Source organism: Chromobacterium piscinae, assembly GCF_021129175.1.
Lineage (GTDB): Bacteria > Pseudomonadota > Gammaproteobacteria > Burkholderiales > Chromobacteriaceae > Chromobacterium > Chromobacterium piscinae.
Genome location: NZ_JAJOHV010000025.1, coordinates 55,125 through 71,186, shown reverse-complemented (window position 1 = coordinate 71,186; position 16,062 = coordinate 55,125). Strand labels below are relative to the sequence as shown.

The window sequence follows — 16,062 nt, the reverse complement described above, 5'->3', positions numbered from 1 at the left end:
AAGACGTCCACCATCAGGAGGCGAACGCCGATCTCCGATTTAGGGTGTCCTGTTACATGCTATATGTACAACTTTTGGCTTCATCCTGGTCATGCCCCTAGCTGGATCAAATTTTCAACAAGGACTCGGTTTCTAAAAGGCTTGGTCAGCTTTGCCGTCAGCATTGAACAGCGCCCATCTAAGAAGTTGTCTTTGTTGGCACTAATGCCGATTACCGGAACTGCCTTGTTCTCCGAGTTGCCCATCCTTAGCCGGTCTAACATCTCTAAGCCGTTCTGATCGGGTAGTTTGATATCCAAAACGATTGCATCATAGTGCGCATCTTTCAGCTTGCCCATAGCACCCTCGCCGGTGCGGCTCGTATCGCAATTGAACCCATAGTATTGGAGCACGTCGACCAGCATCTCGCGCAGGTTATCATCATCTTCCACGATCAAAAGTCGTTGCCCTTCCCCTGTGTGCGGGGATGACTCGCGCAACGCGCGGGTATCATCGTCAACAATAGTCACCGGCATCTTGGCGATAAACATGGACCCCTTGCCCACATCGCTCGCCGCCAGCTCGACACTTCCCTCCATCAGCGCGATCAGCCGGCGCACGATCGAGAGTCCCATTCCTGCTCCACCTCTACCGGCGGCACTACCTTGAATAAACGGGTCGAACAAGGTTTCGCGCTCATTAGCGGGTATGCCAACGCCAGTATCCGACACCGTGACAACCAACTTAGCCGGTGTTCCCAGCTCCTGATCCAGTTTGATCTGGATCTTTCCTTCGTCCGTATAGCGCACGGCATTGGAAACCAGGTTGTTGATTACTTGGCGCACCCTCGTCATGTCCGCATAGACCATGCTGCTCACCATGGCCGTAGCCTCTACCGATAACGCAATTCCCTTAGCCTTTGTTGCGCGCTCGTACTCACCTGCCACGTTCACGACCAATTGGCGTGGGTCAAACACGGAGGGGCGGAGCACCAGCTTGCCGGCATCCAGGCGCTCCATATCCAAAAGGTCCTGCATCAGTCTCCCTAAATACTCTGCTGCCGACCGGATATTCGACAAAGTACGTATCGCGCGCGGTGTGGTCACAGTATCCGATAGAAGATCTACGCCCCCCTGGATGGTGGACAATGGCGTCAAAATTTCGTGGCTGACTGTCGACAACAAGGTAGATCGCGCCAGCGCTGTCTGCTCGGCCTCGTCACGGGATTGTCTAGCTGCCAGAATAGCCTCGTTCTGTAGTTCGATTGTTTCTTGCCGGCGGCGTGCCCTCACCAATTCCCTGGCCAAGAAAACGACCAACGCAAGCCATACCCCAACCAAGCTCGCGAGCGCCATATTGCGCAGCCGTAAAGTCTGTTCGATCGAAAGATCGCGCAACGTCACTTCCACTTCGTGAGACGCCTTGGCTAGTTTGGAACCGATTGGCAACAATTGTTGAAGCTCAGCCCTTAACACCTTCATTGCGGTGGGATCGTGTTCGCCTTTTGGAAATTGCGCATGGATCTTTGCCATGATAGTGGCGGTCTGTTCGAGTAGCCCGGAAAATTCAGGCCTATCGCTGACTTTGGAAGGGATGGTATTGGTGAGGACGAGAAATTTAGACTGCAGAACATCGTAGGCCTCCTGAAAATCAGACCAGCTTTCTTCGCCCAAGGTGTAAGCACCGGCTTCGCCGTAGATGCGTTGAATAGCATAGCGGTACTGGGAAGCCGCCCAGTAATAGCCCTCTCCCGGGCCGGCCGCTTGTTCCAGCGCCTGCTTCGAAAACACACTATCCTTGGCGTGGAAGAATCCGGCTGCGGGTAAAATTAGGGCGACAACGACAAAAATCAGCCACGTCCGCCATTCACCTTTTTTGAGCAATGATTGCATCATCGTACCACGAGTCGTTTGATTTGCCAGACCAGCTTTGCGTCGGATTTGACCGTCTGCAATTCTGGGTATTTGCTCACCGGATACATGATCCATAATGGGCCATAATTGCGGCGTTCCAACCGTTTTCCGTTCATCGAATGAGCCATAATCGCCCGGTATTTGGCGATATCGTCGAGTGGAATTGTGACTTCGTAATCATCATAGGTGATCGCATCGACCTTGGTGCCGTGAGCCCCCACAGTATTCAGAATCTCAGTGATCTCCGGCCCGCTAAATGTAGAGGTTGGGGTCCAGGTAGTTTTCGTCACGATTGAGTGTTGTTTCAACTTGAGCAACTGCTCTTCGGTAAAGCGGTACTCGCTAGACTTTGCATCGTTGAAGACACGGATTTTCCCTTGAACGACCAAGATCGTGGCTTGCGGGTCTGCGATGGCCAACGTTGCCGCTAGCATCAATACCGTCCCTACGAGCAGGCGAGAATATCGAAACATAAGTTTCCTTCCTTGTTTTTATAACATACGTTGCCAACATCCGGTTAATCCCTCCGAATCAACCAGCTTGAAACCTTGATCCCATAGCCGATTCATCACAGCAGCCTCAGCCCGTCCACCAATCAGCGGACGATGGATCTCAACGAAAAGGGTTTTCACCGTTTTAGGTAGTAGTAGCATCTCCAGCAGACCGACTTCGGCTCCCTCGATGTCCAGGAACACAACGTCGTAGGGAGCTGTCAACACCGTCTCGAGGTCCACAATCGGAACTTCGACCGTTGAGGTTTTCCGCCAAGTATCCTCGCGCAACGAGGAGGCCCAAAACTCCTCCGAGATATGGAACGGCGCGAGCCCAGAAATGCAGCCAGGTTGCACCACACCATGAATGATATCGAAAGCTACGCCGTTAAGCTCGGCTGTGTCATTCAGGCGTTCGAGGAGCAGAGGATTGGCCTCAATGATCGTTGGGGCTAGCGCGCTTTTTTGGGCGATCTCCGCTGCGATCACACCAATACCTCCTCCGATTACTAGTGTCCGCTCGCCAGGTCGCACGTAGTCTGCAATCAGACGAATATCGCCATGCTCGTAAGCATCGCATAACAACAGATAGGTAATCCAAGTCGGGATGTCTGGGCCGAGCCGGACACGGATCCCACTTGATTCGATGATGAGCGACGAGTGTCGCATCGAATCCAGCTCTTGAAAAAACGCGCGCTCCTGGTCATTGGGTTCAGGAAATATAGGGTCAAGGGCCCAGCGCTCACGGATCTTCTGCTGGAGCCCGAAATGACGGCATTTCTTTACCATCTTGGCATAGGCAGGAGATGGGGTCTTTGTCTTCAATTTGCCTCGTGATTGCCAGCACATGTCTTACACGCTTTGTATCTACTAAAAGGAAAGACGTGATAAGCGAGTTATCACGTCTTGACCGTTACCCATGGTAAGGGTTGTTGTCTCTGAGTTGTTTCAAAGTCCGGCAGCACCTGGTGCCGGACCCACATCACGCGTGCTCTGCCCGAGTCAGGCGATCGGCGACCTCGATGAGTTTCAGCGGAAGCACCGCTTGAGGAAGATCGGTGGCATCTGCTACGCCGAGTTCCTTCAGAATCAGGCGTAGCAGCGCATCGTCGAACCGCACATCAACTGGAAGCTTTTCGGTTTTCGCGCCAAGGTCAAACATTTCGGTGCGAAGCTTGCTCTGCAGGGTCACCAGCTGCTGTAACGAAATCCGCGCGGCTACGGTTTGAGTCGCAGCCGCCGGCATCTGGTTCATCGTACTCACCCTGCTGTGGCCAGAGAAATCGCTAACCGGGTTGTCACCCTGGTAAGACGGCTGGCTTTGCTTGGCCGTGGTCTTGTCCAGTAGATTGGCAGGGGTATCCCGCAGCGCGGTTAACTGATCCGCAGGCGGAACATAGCCATCGTCATCTTCCTTCCCGTTAATCGGAGCGCTGCTTTCGTCCAGGAGTGCAGCAATGGCACTCGATTTGGCTGCGTCGCGATCTGTCCCGGTGTGGTCGGCATCACCTTTGGCATGCTCATTCGCATCGGCTGCTGCCGAGGCATTGGCCGCGGCCACTTCCGCCTCACGACGTTTTTCATTACGCGCCCGGGCCTCCAGCGCTTTCAACTGCGGAGACGTCAGTTCCACATTGTTTTCTTTGCACATCTGCATCGCTTCGTCCTGCAGGTGCTGCGGAAGCTGGACTAGAGCATACAACATCCAAGCCTTGGAAACGTAGCCGGGATCTACCCACTTCACCCGCAGGATAGGATCCGCAAAGGACAGATAACGTGTGACCCAAGCGGGCTGCTTCTTGAACGCTTTAGCCAGATCTTGTTTCTGGACTTCTCCGCTCTTGACCAATTCGTGAATGAACCGGGCCTGGTCATGCTCGTTCAGGTCTTGGCGTTGGATATTCTCAGCCAGCTGATAGAGCTTGCGGGCAGTGCCGCTAATCAGATCGTTACGGATCTTCGCCAGAATTTCCGTCTCGCCATTGAGCAGATTTGCACGCGTCCGTCGCTCGCCGACAACGACTTCATAGAAACCGTCCGGCATCTCGCAGACGGTGATCGGATGAATCAGGCCTTGCTGTTTAATATCATCCGCCAACTCCTGCAGTCCCTGCATGACGTCATCGGCCACTTCACCGTCGATCGTGTGAAAGTCTTGGCGTGGTTGGTTCGGATCAAAGCGGACCTTATCCAGCGGAATCGGACGGAGCAATTCACCCCGGGCCGCATTGGCGGTTTTAGCAGCAACGGCCATCTTGTCAAGAGCGCTTTTCATAAATATGTGTCCTTAAAATCAGAGGGTCTCTAAGCTTTTCGATGAGCCGTTTAGCAGACAATTGTGGAGCAGAACCCGTGCCAAAGTTCGCGAAGACGTTTATCCGCCCCTCGGAACTTCCAGACAGGTTGGGGGTTTTCTTGCTGGCGCGAATCGGTCACGGCCACACGGTCGGTCAACTCACTGACGACCGCGTTGCCGTACATCTTCTCGACAGCCTTTACCACCTCTCGATGCGATTTGGAGGCCTTTTTGACGCGGTTGAGCACAGCCATCCAGCGAAGACCAGGATTAAGCGGCCGCGCGAGGTCAATTGCGGCAATCACATCCTGGAGGCCGGCGAGGGAACTGAGCTCCGGTTCGAGCGGAATTACCACTTGGTCTGACCAGTACAGCGGGGCCATATGGCGCACGCCAATTGCCGGCGGAGTGTCGACAATTACTCGGTCGTATGGTAGCTGCCGAATCCGTTGTCGGAGTGTGGCAGAATAGGCTAGCTCTTCGACTTCTCTCACGTTATCGATCCGATCGATGCCTTTATGGCCATGCACCAGGTCGATGCCATGCGCGGTCTTGGTTGGGTTAATGCCGTTAAATTCGGGCAAGAACAGCTCATCTGAGCCATTGATAAAGATGCGATTGATGCCGATGTCACCTGTCAGGATCTGACTTGCATTCCCCTGAGTGTCGAGATCAATGACTAGTGTGCGCAGGTTTTCTTCGACAGAACGCTTTGCCAAGTTAAAAACCAGTGTGGTTTTCCCTACTCCACCTTTCTGGTTGATTACCGTGGTAATTTTCATGCCTCACCCCTAATTGCGTTGAACCTAGAACGAGTTTTTGTCATTGGCCTGCAGGTACCGCCCAGCACCACGCAAACCACCAGTCAGTTGTTTGGTATTACCTGCGGTTGCCCCGTACTGCCATCCTTCAACCCTGGATGTTTCTCTAGCCATACCCGCATAACGTCTTGTGCAGTGACCGCAAGACCGCCATTAGTACTCAGCGTCGCGTTGGCCGCCAACTCATGGAAGCGTCGTAACAGCGAGTCAGAGAGCCGTAGCGTGATACCTGTCGTTGCCTCCTTCCCCTGGTTGACTCTAAGCCTGTCAACAACCTCAGCGACAGATCCAGAATAGCGTTGCAACCAGTCCCTCATAATGTCCTGAGGCGTGACGAATACCTTTCCGCCTGTGCTCAGGGTAACAGTGGCAGCCATTTCGTGAAACCGGCGCAACATCACATCCGGCAGCCGCAATGTGATACCGGTTGTCGGCTCTTTCTTCCGCGCCATCTTTGGGCCTCCTGTCAATATGATTTCATAATACCATGACGGCGCGATTTTGCAATATATATTGCTATAATTTTTACTGGTGAAAATAGGAAGCAAAAGGCCCCGCTTTTAGCGGGGCCCGGGTGTCGGTTAAACTCACTTCTGGGGCGGGAAAATATACTTACACCACCAGAAGATCGCGGTGTAGCAGAAGGTGGACATCGAGACCTCCAGTTCATCGCACTTCTGGGCGATCTCTTGCTTGAGATCTGGGGACATCTGCATATTGAACGTCTTCCACCCCGTCTGCGCCGGCGCATCTCGGCCGGCATTGGTCTGTGCGGACCTTGGCGTGCGCCAACTCAGTGGTGGCTCAGCCGCCCAGGGCTGACTCAGCAGAAATTTACGGAGCATGTCGTCGTTCATGCGAACAAGGGTCCCATATCGGAGCATGGCCAAACCTTTTAGGTAGACGATGATCTGAGCGGGGCAGCGCGTTTGCACGAATTCAGCTTCTGTTGTCATGGCCGGTCTTCTTTATCAATGTTCCTGATCAATTGCAGAAAACATTCTGTTGCATTAAAGCATAAAGAATTTTAGGCTAGACTGCAAAGTATATTTTTAGTCTTACCATGCTGGCCAGCCCATCCAAACCGTATTTTTGGCCACCAGTGGTCTCCCGACTTAGCAAACAACTGGTTGCGCGCGGTGCAATTTTGGTGTGCCACGCACTCCCCCAGAGTAGAACCACAACCGATAATTTCACTGTGTACGTGGTAGACGTGGTGTTTCGAAATATGCCAGCTTAGATGCCAGGGGCACCCTAGCCCCCTGGCATCCCTCTTTTGTTACCGCTTCCAGGCCTGCGGAAACACGATGTTCTGAGTCACCATTATGTTGAAACGCTGACCAGGCTGGGTAGTAATTGTCGGTTGCACCTGCAGGTAGCGTTGAATCATCTGGCTACCCGCCTGTCCGAGCTGCTGCCCCAGCGCCGCTATCAGAGTGGAAGCCGGCGTTGGGTTATTGCTGTTGTTACTGGAATTGGAATTATTGCTCTGCTGCGGCTGAGAAAGTTGCGCGCCGGCGGTGATTACCGACATAAACACAGCAGCCCGGAACATCGGCCATAGATGGTTGTCTACATCGCCAGTCAGCCCCGCAAACCCGGCTTGATCAGTACCGGGCATACCGCGCAGGAACAGCTCAGTCCCATCCGGGAAGATCACCCTGTTCCACACGACCAACACTCTGGACTGGCCAAAAGCGATTTGCGAATCGTAGGTCCCGACCAACTTGGAACCACTGGGAATCAGCAAATAGCGGCCGGACCGCGAGTCGTATACATTCTCGCGCACTTGAGCTAGCAACTGCCCGGGCAGATCCGAATTCATACCGCCCACCATGATGGCAGGGATCAACCAACCCGCTTTAATCTCATAGGCCGAGATGGGCTTGCGCACGGTCTCTGGCAGATAGCCTCTAATCACCTCATCCTGGGCTTGTTTCAAGAACTGTTCCTTACGGATCTGCTTATTCTGGTCGTCGCCGGCAGCCGCTTGCACTTGATTGACTGGCATCGCACCACCTCCGGCCACCGGTGCAACGGCGGCCGCTGCGCGAGTCTCATCGCCTCGCGGATCCGCAGCATCGCGAGCGCCACCAGGATTAGATGAAAGCGGCGACTCCATCGCGCCTCGCAACATATCCAGGCGTCGTGTCTTGGCCAACTGCCGTTGCTGTTCTTCCCAGCTCGGCCCGGTTTGACCGCTCGCTCCGCCAGGTGTGAGGTTGTTGCCCATCCCAGGAACACCGCCAGCGGGTCCTTGTCCCTGGCCGGCCACAGATTGCCCTGCAGGAGCAGATGCCGTGGCTCTCGCTCCCGGGTCACCCAACGGATCCGAAGCATCTGGCACTGGGTTGCTTGCAGATGGCACCCCATTCGGGTTCTTATCGACTTTTTCTGGCGTAGTGGCCTCAACAGGCCCATTATTTTCTTGCTTCGGCTGCTGCCCCTGGGCCGGTGGGCTGTTGTCGATATTCATGATGGAGGCCGCAATGATGCCAACGATCAGCATGCCAATGGCGATGCCGCCGTTTTTGACCTTGGGACTGAGTTGTTTGAAATTACCGGGCTTCCCTTTCAGGGAACCTGATATAGCACCTGCCGATCGTTGAGGCGCAGCATCGAAACTGGTCCCTTGCGCTGGCGCTGCATCGATTAGCGGTGTTTGTACATTTTGTTCACTCATAATCGATCCTTACCACCACCACTTTTTGGTCTTATTCCAGACAATGGAAACCTTGGAAGACTCACCCTGCGGACCCAAGACGATCTGTGCTCGATCAAATAACTTGTCGACGACAAAGTAGCCGCCCTTGACCGGGCGGAAGTTAACCATCTGCATATCCCCCTTTTCGTCCAACAAATACAGGCTCGGAGCCTCGGTCTTTGTCATCAACTGCGGGAACTGAACCCAGACTCGGGTGCCGTCGTTGAACACGCGCACGGGAGTAATTCGCGGGTCGGATCCGGTGATCTTGTAGTCAAAATCCAAGTTATCGACAGTCATTGATGGAAATTCAGCGATGGTACGGTCGTCATCTTCCTTTTTCTTCGCCGCGGCCACCACCTCTTCCTCTTCCCAGCGGTCGACCAGCTTGTTTGGGTAGTAGAAACCGACCCGGTTCATATATGCGCCCCCCTCAGTTTGAGGAGAGATGAGCTCAATGTGGTAAGTGCGTCGGTTGGTGAAGATAATGACGTTGGATTTAATGCCGTTTAATTTCGGCTTGAAGATTACATGGGTTACAACTTTGTCCTGATTTTCATCGATCATCGACTTACCCTTGTCGATGTCCCAGAGCTTGGTGTCGCCACGCACGTCCCCCATGACTTTTTCACCAGGCTCCAACTCAACATCGCAGGCGCGCAACGTGCCGCAAACGAGTTTTGGCATGTATTCGCCAAACGGGAAAATTAGCTTCCCGTCATCGGACATAATGGGCTTGATTTTCCCGGTTTGCTGCCATTGCTTGACTTGGTCCAGAATCGCAGCGTCCAAGGTCTGAAATTTTTTCGTAGTCGCGGCCACGCCCAAGCTACTAAGCAAGCTGGTCGCAAGACCGACGATCAACACAAACTTGCGCATAACACCTCTCCTGATTCCTAATCGCGTAAATTTCAGAGCTGCTTGGTCCAACTGCAGGTCGTGACATAAAACCCATACGGGTTAATGCGGATTGTCTTTTCATCCGCCGGCGGGGTCATCTTGGTCTCGATATTTGCTTTGTAACGTGCCAGTGGCCCCCAGGCTTCACCCTTGAGGGTGTATGCCTGTTCTTCCCATTCCACCTGCCAGGACTTGTTGGAAAGCTTGAGCGCTGTTTTGACGGTTGCCGTGACAGTCATGCTCTGGTTGAGGGTGAATGGATCTTTTTTCGCAAATTCATCAATAATATATTTACGACATGCCGAGTCATTCGGCAGTTTGGCCCACATGCGACCTTGCGATTTCTTCATCGCAGCGTTGTCACCAATGATGGTACGTCCGTCCTCGAAGAAATCGATCACTTCACGGTACATTGCGCGCTGCGGATCGATCTTGGCCTCCTCCCCGTCGACCGCGCGTACCGCAAGGGCACGCCCGAGTTTATCGACTTCCACAATGTACGGGATGATCTTGGACTGGGACCCGATATAGGCAATCCCCACGACCGAAAGGCATGTAATGCCGGCCATAATCATAAATGCGCGTTGCCAGTTCTGAACCTGCATAGCCAGGCGCAGCATCCTGTCATCCCAAGCCTGCTGTGCCGCAGCCCAAGGAGTTGCGGCCGCGGGCAAGGAAGCATCCCCAGCTCCGTCGGTTGTTCTTTTTTCTTTCTTGCTGAAGAATCCCATACTCACCCCATTTTCACTGGTGAAAATAAATCATATGTTGAAATGTTGAATAACAATGTTATCGCCAATATGAGAATCAGGCAATAACCTATTCAACATGATTCATTGGAATATTGACACTTCCCGTTCCGCCATCATCAGGCATAAAGCCTTTCGCGCTTTGGAAGCGATCCTCCATCCGCTGATGGAACGGGCGTTCCGTCGTCCCGTTGCTTGCTGAATTTGATTGGGAAGAACTCGGTGCCACAGCCGCCGAGCTAGCATCACCGGTCGGAGAACTCTTGGCAGAAGACGAACCCATACCTGCTGAAGAGGGTGTGAAAGTAGAACCAGTAGAGGAACTCGGCGCAGCACTAGCACTCGATGCTTGAGCAGCCGGGGAGCCACCTGAATTTGGAGCCCCCGTCGAAGCTCCCGCCTCAGCAATAGGACCAGTGGCGTCACTGCCACCCGCGGCCCCTGCAGTGGGATCGACAGGCACCATACCCCCGCCAAGGCTACCAAGCAGCTGTTGCGCTGCCCTCGCTCCAGATGTCTGGTCAACCTTGGCACCCAGCGACTCCTTCACACCTCCACCGAAGCTGTTGACGATTTCGCGTGCCATGGCCGCACCGGCATGGCCGAATGCTGCCGCACCGGCGGCGGCACCACGCAAGCCAGACTCTTGTGCAACTTGGAACCCCGCCCCAACGGCGCGCGCCGCCCCAAAACCACTGGCACCGGCGCCGACCGCAGCTCCTCCTGCTGCCATTGCCCCCCCCAGCGCAGCGGCCCCACCAGCAGCAACGCCCATTGCGGTACCAAACGCATCATTGCCACTTAGTGCGGATGCACCAGTTAGCATCCCACTAGCGATTGATCCTACTTTCAGGGAAAGGAAGGCATAAATGAATGCAGACCCCAATGCGGTCAAGCAAGATTCGATGAGGTTGTCTTGGTCGATGGTAATTCCGCTACCTATCCCTTTGCCCACACCAACGATTAGGTAGATCATCATGAGCTTGACGCCTACCCCGAATGCGTACTGAAGGTATTTGGAAGTAAATTCTGTTGTCCAGCGTGAGCCGCCTAGGCCCAGCATGATTGTCCCCGCACCAATCACCAGGTAACTCTCGACCAGGGTGATCAAGAGCTGACCCGCAACGATGAGGAAACAAAAGAAGATCAAAATAGCGCACGGAACGATGGCTAACCCAACGGAGATTGACTCCATCACTCCCAGGTCTTTCATCGTACCGTAGATAGTCATGGCCGTTTCCATGCCATCCACCAAGATACCATCGGGTGTCGCAGAAGACCCTCCAACTGTCGTCCCAATCTGAGAAAGTGAGTCGATAATTGCCGGTACCCAGGTATCGGAAAATTTCAGCAACCCATAGAAGAACCCAATACTAAATACTTTCTTGATTAGAGAAACGGTGATTGACTTAAATTCGTCAGCTTTGTCCAGAACGATGAGGATGCCGTGCCATGCCATGTCTACCGATACGAGTAGCCAGAACAAACGTTCGGCGTAAGCCTTGATCTGCGTGTGCCAAGAACTCTTGAAGGGTTTGTAAAGGTTATTGATGTTGTCTAGCGTGCCGGCCAATGCCGGATGAGCATAGAATAAGAACAATACAAGTAACACCGCCGCGGCCAACAATGTCTGCGAGGTGCCAGCCCTTCGCATGTCAAGGCAAGCCAACCGCGTGTTAGAGCGAATCAACGTCAGTGATCGCATTAAGATACTCCCGGTTTACTACTGGCCCTGCCCATCCGCCGCCGCACCTTTGTGCCGAAGCTTGCTGGTCGTGTTGGATTTCCCCAGCGCTTTGCCCCACGGATTCGCGCCTTCTTCAGACTTGATCACCGGGGGGATTTTCGGTGGTTCCGCATTGGGTACTTCCTTTTTCTCACATGCAGTCAAGCCAATCGTCAAGAGCAGTGTTGCAACGAGTAGAGCCTTGTTCATAGTTCCCCCTTACTTCGTGAGAGTCCCCGATTTCGTTTTACGGAGATTGAAAATAGTGTCGTTGGCAGACCGCGTAGCGGCTTTTTGATCGGTCTCGCCGGCGAGATACGCGTTATGGGCCTGCATTTGTGCTGCTTGTAGCTGCCGCAACTGGCGCATTTGCTGGACCATTTCCACCCCTATGGCATTTCCGACTTGGGTCGCTTGCATCTGCCCTTGGGCTGATTGTCCCATCGTGCGCAACTGGTCGATCATTGCACCCTCGCTGGCCACCTGGTCGACCGTTAGTCCTGCAGCCCCAAGCGCCCCCAGGATGGAGTCACGCGTGGTGTTGTTCCAGCGAATGAAGTCCCCGAGCATATCATTGCTTCGGGCGTAGCCCTTATAGGTGTTCTTGAATTGCTGCTCCATTCCAGAAAGCTGGTAGCCAATCGCCTGCCCTTTCTGCACGACATCGCGCAGCTTTTGCAAAGACTGCATGGTTTGAGACCATGGTGTGTTCGGATTCGTCAGTGCCTGCTGCAACTGGACTTGGACCATTTTAACTTGCTGGGAGGTCTGTGTAATCAGCTCAACGTTGTTCAGAATTTGGGTAACTTCAGTCGAGCCACCCGTCCCCCCGACGGAACCCGCTAGTGCGGAAATCGGTAGCCCGATAGACAGTACGAGCAACACAGATGCTTTACTGTGCAGTTTTTTCATTTTGGTAGTCCTCTCTGTTTACAGGTTCAGCCTGGGCAGCTTCGTCGGGACTCACCGCGTCCTCGACGAATGCCCCCATGTCGTTTGCCTCAACGGCGGTAAATTTTTCTTCCATGATTAAGCCTCACTTTCCATGATCGGGAGGGCTGCAATCGAGGTACGGAATCACCATCGATTTGACGTACTTCTGGTTGTCCATCAGATCTTTCTGGATCAGCGACAACTTGAACCTATCATCGCTATCGTATTCGGGGTTCCATTTGCCTTGAGCGACCCGCTCCGGCCGGAGTTGGTTGAGTGCGTCACGTCGCGTCTTAACCATCCCCTGAGCTTTTGGCGTCAACACGCCGTAGCCTAAATAGATAGTCCAGCCTTGGAAAGCCGCGGAGGTATACGACGGTGTTCCCGGCAAGTAACGCGTCAGCGGATAACTTGACGGCAATCCCGCATCGTATCGTGCGGCCGGCTGATACAGCCCTCCTTGATACGCATCCCAGCCACCCTGCAGATTCAGGAAGTATGCCGTGCGCTGATCCGGACTATGCATGCCGACGAACACCAGACCCGGCTGACCAGGTTCATTCACTGCAACGGCATCCTGGATCACGGGCCGGAAATCCGGTGAACACGCCAGGCGCCCAGCCGCGCTGACCACCTGTCCAACGGATAGCATGAAGAAAAACATCAATATACGTTTCATTTTCACTCCTACAGTAATAACAGGTGTGCGCCAATTATTGCATAACGTATGTTATTTTTCATTCCATAACTCTTTGGCGCATGCCCGACCTACATAAAACAGTGTACCCACAAACAAACCAATGCCCGTGAAGGCAATCTTCAGAGCAAAGCTAAGCATGGGCCCAAGCAGTTTTCCAAACATGAAGAGCAACGCGAAAATAGCAGCGAATACCATGATTGCCTCCCTTTGTGCGGTGATACTAATATCATAACACTATGCACAATGGAGGCAAGCACTATTTTCACCAGTGAAAAAGTCTCACGCCACTAGCAGTTCAGCATTATACGTCGTCTGATTAGCAGCAAAACCGTCAAAAACGCGAAGCATCTCCTCACTGACCCCATGCTCCTTCATCCAGACACGGATCCAGCCCTTGCCATGTTCTTTGATCAGAGCCCTGGCCTGCTCCGTGTTTTCAATGCCGGCGGTGGCAACCAAAGACAATGCGACAGGACCAAGTCCTAAGTCGAACAAGCGGCGACCATAGGCTGACATGTAGTAATACTGCCGCTTGGGAACGGCCATCGCTAGCAGTTGAATCTGCCGCTTATTGAGGCCAAGGTTCCGGTAAAGATCGATGAAGTTCTCGCCTGCGGCTTCTTTGTTGGGCAGCAAGATTTTCGTCATGCACGCCGAGTAAATCGTATCTCTGATTGGCGAATTGTGGACGTCCGAAATTTCCTGCGTCGCAAACACCACATGTGCGTTTGCCTTGCGCAACACCTTCAGCCACTCGCGCAGTTTCTCCTGGAACATCGGGTGCTCGAGCATCAGCCAGGCCTCGTCAAGCACCACCATGACCGGCGAGCCATCAAGTTGCCGCTCGATGCAGCGGAATAGATACATCAGCACGGGTACGATGTGCTCGTCGCCCTGCTCCATCAGTTCCTCCATTTCGAACACGGTGAAATGGGACCTGCTCAACGTATCCTCGTCGGCATTCAGAATACCGCCAGCGCCACCGCCGAACGTATAAAACTCCAGCGCCTGGCGCACTTCTTTCACCTGGACCTGACCAACGAAATGGGTCAGCGTGCGGTATTTCTTCGGTTGCTTAGCCAGCACTTGCAGGGCGCGCCGTAGTTCTTGGCGAATCGTTTGGGTAATTGTGACCTTCTGCAGAACGAGCATCGTCATCAGATAGGACTCTGCCCACGCGCGCTCGCTCAGTTTGTCGACATTGGCCAGCGGGCAGAACCCTAACTTGCTGTTCTCGCCAAGGATGTCATAGTGCTTGCCGCCGCAGGCTTGGTTGAGCACGAACGCAGAATAGCCCTTGTCGAATGCGACCACTCGAGCACGTGGGTAACGGAAATGCTGAGCCATCAGGAATGCCAGTAGCGCGCTTTTGCCGGTGCCCGTCGGACCCAGGATCAACGTGTGACCAACATCTCCGACATGAAGAGAACCCCGAAACGGCGTACTGCCCGTACTGGCCGCATAGAACAGCGGGGGAACCTTAACATCTGCCCGCGGGTACATGTCACGGATGAATGAGCACGGGTTCTCTTCCAAACCCTGCCAGACTGCAGTGGTTGGGAACAGATCGGCCAGATTGAGAGTGTGCAACAAAGGGCGGCGTAGGTTTTCGTAACCATGCCCGGGTAAGGAACCGAGAAAGGCCTCAACCGCGTTGATGTCTTCTTCACGCACCACGAAGCTTTTCTGGCGCAAGGCCTTTACAACCATGTCACCAGCGGCTTCAAGGAACTCAGGATCCTCATGGTAAAGTACGACGCAGGAAGTGTAGTAGCCAAACTTCACTAGGTCGCTGTTACATTCGGCCATGGCCATTTCTGCATCGGCCGACATCGCGGCTGCGTCCTGGTTAACCGCTCCCGTGGTCTTATTGGTGAATTGGTCCATGAAACCACGCACCGCCTGTCGCCATTTCTTGCGCTGCTTGTCCATGATGGACAAGGCTTCTTGCTTGTCCACATAAATAAAGCGCGTGCTCCAGCGGTACTCGACAGGGATGGTGTTCATGATATGAAGGATCCCCGAGTGGGTCCCTTCCGGCAGGCCTTCAAGACTGATCACCTTGATGAACTTCTTACCCACCCGCGGCATAACGCCGCCGTAGAAATCTTGGCTACCAATGATGCTGTCCAGCCCGAATGGGGCGCGGTGCTTCGGCACGATTACCGGCTGACGGATCCCGGTGGCACACCAGTGCATGAAGCCGACTTGCGGATCAAGCATGACTTGACTATTGGTCGGCAAATTGTGCATCAACACCGGCTCAAGCCGGACCATCGACTCCATTTCTATTTTCAGCTCGGCGACGATATCGTCCACAGTACGCTTGAAATACTCCAGTTGCTGCATCGCCACTGGCCCCGCTCGGCTTTTGAGATCCTCACTTTGCTCGAACAGGTAATTCTTTGCCTTGGCTTCCAAAAGCAATGGCGGGAGATAAGTAAACGTAAAGACGCATTGTCCCTCGAAGTGACGCCCCTCTTGATGGTACTGCCGACGTCTCTCTTCATCGAGGAGGCGTGTCACTGGGTCGGGAAAGTGCCCAGGGTCGGCATACCCGGAGCTTTCCAACCGGAACGCATTGCAATGGATCATCCAGCCCGCGCCCAAGCGTTGCAGAGCCGAATTCAGCCGCTGCGATACTGCCTCCATTTCCTCAAACGAACTGGACTCGTTGTCCTTCCCCCGAAATTGGAAGGACATCATCAACTCGCCGCCTTTGCCGATGACCACGCCCTTATCGATGATGGCGCAGAATCGCAGCAGATCAGCGTATCCGTTTAGCGTGTCCTGAAACTCTTTGGTGAACAGCATTTTTCTCACCAGTGAAAATAGCCGGCAACTGCCGGC

General features: G+C 53.8%; 17 protein-coding genes. All 17 read right to left on the bottom strand.

The window, feature by feature from the left end; translation table 11 throughout:
- Positions 1-89 precede the first annotated feature (89 nt).
- The 17 genes from LQR33_RS09105 to LQR33_RS09030 all read right to left on the bottom strand — a co-directional run bounded on the left by LQR33_RS09105 (position 90) and on the right by LQR33_RS09030 (position 16,026).
- Complete coding sequence (locus tag LQR33_RS09105; RefSeq protein ID WP_231468565.1) at positions 90-1,874, bottom strand: ATP-binding response regulator; 1,785 nt, start codon at positions 1,872-1,874, stop codon at positions 90-92.
- Positions 1,871-2,365 carry a putative pterin-binding protein gene (locus LQR33_RS09100; protein ID WP_231468563.1) on the bottom strand — a complete coding sequence of 165 codons (495 nt, stop codon included), beginning with the start codon at positions 2,363-2,365 and terminating at the stop codon, positions 1,871-1,873. Before LQR33_RS09100 ends, LQR33_RS09105 begins: the two co-directional genes overlap by 4 nt.
- 18 nt (positions 2,366-2,383) lie before the next feature.
- Entirely contained in the window at positions 2,384-3,208 is an 825-nt protein-coding gene (locus tag LQR33_RS09095) for an FkbM family methyltransferase (RefSeq protein WP_231468561.1), read from the bottom strand.
- 157 nt (positions 3,209-3,365) lie between these two features.
- Positions 3,366-4,658 carry a ParB/RepB/Spo0J family partition protein gene (locus LQR33_RS09090; RefSeq protein ID WP_231468559.1) on the bottom strand — a complete coding sequence of 431 codons (1,293 nt, stop codon included), beginning with the start codon at positions 4,656-4,658 and terminating at the stop codon, positions 3,366-3,368.
- A 50-nt stretch (positions 4,659-4,708) separates the two neighbouring features.
- Positions 4,709-5,461: a ParA family protein gene (locus LQR33_RS09085; RefSeq protein ID WP_231468557.1), complete on the bottom strand. Its 753-nt coding sequence runs from the start codon at positions 5,459-5,461 to the stop codon at positions 4,709-4,711.
- Positions 5,462-5,544: 83 nt separating this feature from the next.
- Positions 5,545-5,952 (bottom strand): hypothetical protein, encoded by a 408-nt coding sequence (locus tag LQR33_RS09080; RefSeq protein WP_231468555.1) that lies wholly within the window; start codon positions 5,950-5,952, stop codon positions 5,545-5,547.
- Between the two features lie 135 nt (positions 5,953-6,087).
- Positions 6,088-6,456: a hypothetical protein gene (locus LQR33_RS09075; RefSeq protein ID WP_231468553.1), complete on the bottom strand. Its 369-nt coding sequence runs from the start codon at positions 6,454-6,456 to the stop codon at positions 6,088-6,090.
- Between the two features lie 323 nt (positions 6,457-6,779).
- Complete coding sequence (locus tag LQR33_RS09070) at positions 6,780-8,183, bottom strand: TraB/TrbI/VirB10 family type IV secretion system protein (RefSeq protein WP_231468551.1); 1,404 nt, start codon at positions 8,181-8,183, stop codon at positions 6,780-6,782.
- 9 nt (positions 8,184-8,192) lie between these two features.
- Entirely contained in the window at positions 8,193-9,083 is an 891-nt protein-coding gene (locus LQR33_RS09065) for a TrbG/VirB9 family P-type conjugative transfer protein (RefSeq protein ID WP_231468549.1), read from the bottom strand.
- Between the two features lie 32 nt (positions 9,084-9,115).
- Entirely contained in the window at positions 9,116-9,835 is a 720-nt protein-coding gene (locus tag LQR33_RS09060) for a VirB8/TrbF family protein (RefSeq protein WP_231468547.1), read from the bottom strand.
- Positions 9,836-9,923: 88 nt separating this feature from the next.
- Positions 9,924-11,558, bottom strand: a complete 1,635-nt coding sequence (gene trbL, locus LQR33_RS09055; RefSeq protein ID WP_231468545.1) for a P-type conjugative transfer protein TrbL — start codon at positions 11,556-11,558, stop codon at positions 9,924-9,926.
- A gap of 18 nt (positions 11,559-11,576) precedes the next feature.
- Positions 11,577-11,789, bottom strand: coding sequence for a hypothetical protein (locus LQR33_RS09050; RefSeq protein ID WP_231468543.1), 213 nt, complete (start codon positions 11,787-11,789; stop codon positions 11,577-11,579).
- A gap of 9 nt (positions 11,790-11,798) precedes the next feature.
- Positions 11,799-12,491 carry a P-type conjugative transfer protein TrbJ gene (gene trbJ / locus LQR33_RS09045; protein WP_231468541.1) on the bottom strand — a complete coding sequence of 231 codons (693 nt, stop codon included), beginning with the start codon at positions 12,489-12,491 and terminating at the stop codon, positions 11,799-11,801.
- Positions 12,472-12,606, bottom strand: coding sequence for a hypothetical protein (locus tag LQR33_RS24210; protein WP_269326232.1), 135 nt, complete (start codon positions 12,604-12,606; stop codon positions 12,472-12,474). Before LQR33_RS24210 ends, trbJ begins: the two co-directional genes overlap by 20 nt.
- Positions 12,607-12,615: 9 nt before the next feature.
- Complete coding sequence (locus LQR33_RS09040) at positions 12,616-13,191, bottom strand: hypothetical protein (protein ID WP_231468539.1); 576 nt, start codon at positions 13,189-13,191, stop codon at positions 12,616-12,618.
- Between the two features lie 51 nt (positions 13,192-13,242).
- Complete coding sequence (locus tag LQR33_RS09035; RefSeq protein ID WP_231468537.1) at positions 13,243-13,407, bottom strand: hypothetical protein; 165 nt, start codon at positions 13,405-13,407, stop codon at positions 13,243-13,245.
- Between the two features lie 84 nt (positions 13,408-13,491).
- Complete coding sequence (locus tag LQR33_RS09030; RefSeq protein ID WP_231468535.1) at positions 13,492-16,026, bottom strand: VirB4 family type IV secretion/conjugal transfer ATPase; 2,535 nt, start codon at positions 16,024-16,026, stop codon at positions 13,492-13,494.
- Positions 16,027-16,062: the final 36 nt, after the last annotated feature.

Excerpts from the sequence above, each read along its gene's own strand:
- LQR33_RS09105 (WP_231468565.1), bottom strand. The coding sequence starts at position 1,874 with ATGATGCAATCATTGCTCAAAAAAGGTGAATGGCGGACGTGGCTGATT.
- LQR33_RS09100 (WP_231468563.1), bottom strand. The coding sequence starts at position 2,365 with ATGTTTCGATATTCTCGCCTGCTCGTAGGGACGGTATTGATGCTAGCG.
- LQR33_RS09090 (WP_231468559.1), bottom strand. The coding sequence starts at position 4,658 with ATGAAAAGCGCTCTTGACAAGATGGCCGTTGCTGCTAAAACCGCCAAT.
- LQR33_RS09085 (WP_231468557.1), bottom strand. The coding sequence starts at position 5,461 with ATGAAAATTACCACGGTAATCAACCAGAAAGGTGGAGTAGGGAAAACC.
- LQR33_RS09080 (WP_231468555.1), bottom strand. The coding sequence starts at position 5,952 with ATGGCGCGGAAGAAAGAGCCGACAACCGGTATCACATTGCGGCTGCCG.
- LQR33_RS09075 (WP_231468553.1), bottom strand. The coding sequence starts at position 6,456 with ATGACAACAGAAGCTGAATTCGTGCAAACGCGCTGCCCCGCTCAGATC.
- LQR33_RS09070 (WP_231468551.1), bottom strand. The coding sequence starts at position 8,183 with ATGAGTGAACAAAATGTACAAACACCGCTAATCGATGCAGCGCCAGCG.
- LQR33_RS09065 (WP_231468549.1), bottom strand. The coding sequence starts at position 9,083 with ATGCGCAAGTTTGTGTTGATCGTCGGTCTTGCGACCAGCTTGCTTAGT.
- LQR33_RS09060 (WP_231468547.1), bottom strand. The coding sequence starts at position 9,835 with ATGGGATTCTTCAGCAAGAAAGAAAAAAGAACAACCGACGGAGCTGGG.
- trbL (WP_231468545.1), bottom strand. The coding sequence starts at position 11,558 with ATGCGATCACTGACGTTGATTCGCTCTAACACGCGGTTGGCTTGCCTT.
- LQR33_RS09050 (WP_231468543.1), bottom strand. The coding sequence starts at position 11,789 with ATGAACAAGGCTCTACTCGTTGCAACACTGCTCTTGACGATTGGCTTG.
- trbJ (WP_231468541.1), bottom strand. The coding sequence starts at position 12,491 with ATGAAAAAACTGCACAGTAAAGCATCTGTGTTGCTCGTACTGTCTATC.
- LQR33_RS24210 (WP_269326232.1), bottom strand. The coding sequence starts at position 12,606 with ATGGAAGAAAAATTTACCGCCGTTGAGGCAAACGACATGGGGGCATTC.
- LQR33_RS09040 (WP_231468539.1), bottom strand. The coding sequence starts at position 13,191 with ATGAAACGTATATTGATGTTTTTCTTCATGCTATCCGTTGGACAGGTG.
- LQR33_RS09035 (WP_231468537.1), bottom strand. The coding sequence starts at position 13,407 with ATGGTATTCGCTGCTATTTTCGCGTTGCTCTTCATGTTTGGAAAACTG.
- LQR33_RS09030 (WP_231468535.1), bottom strand. The coding sequence starts at position 16,026 with ATGCTGTTCACCAAAGAGTTTCAGGACACGCTAAACGGATACGCTGAT.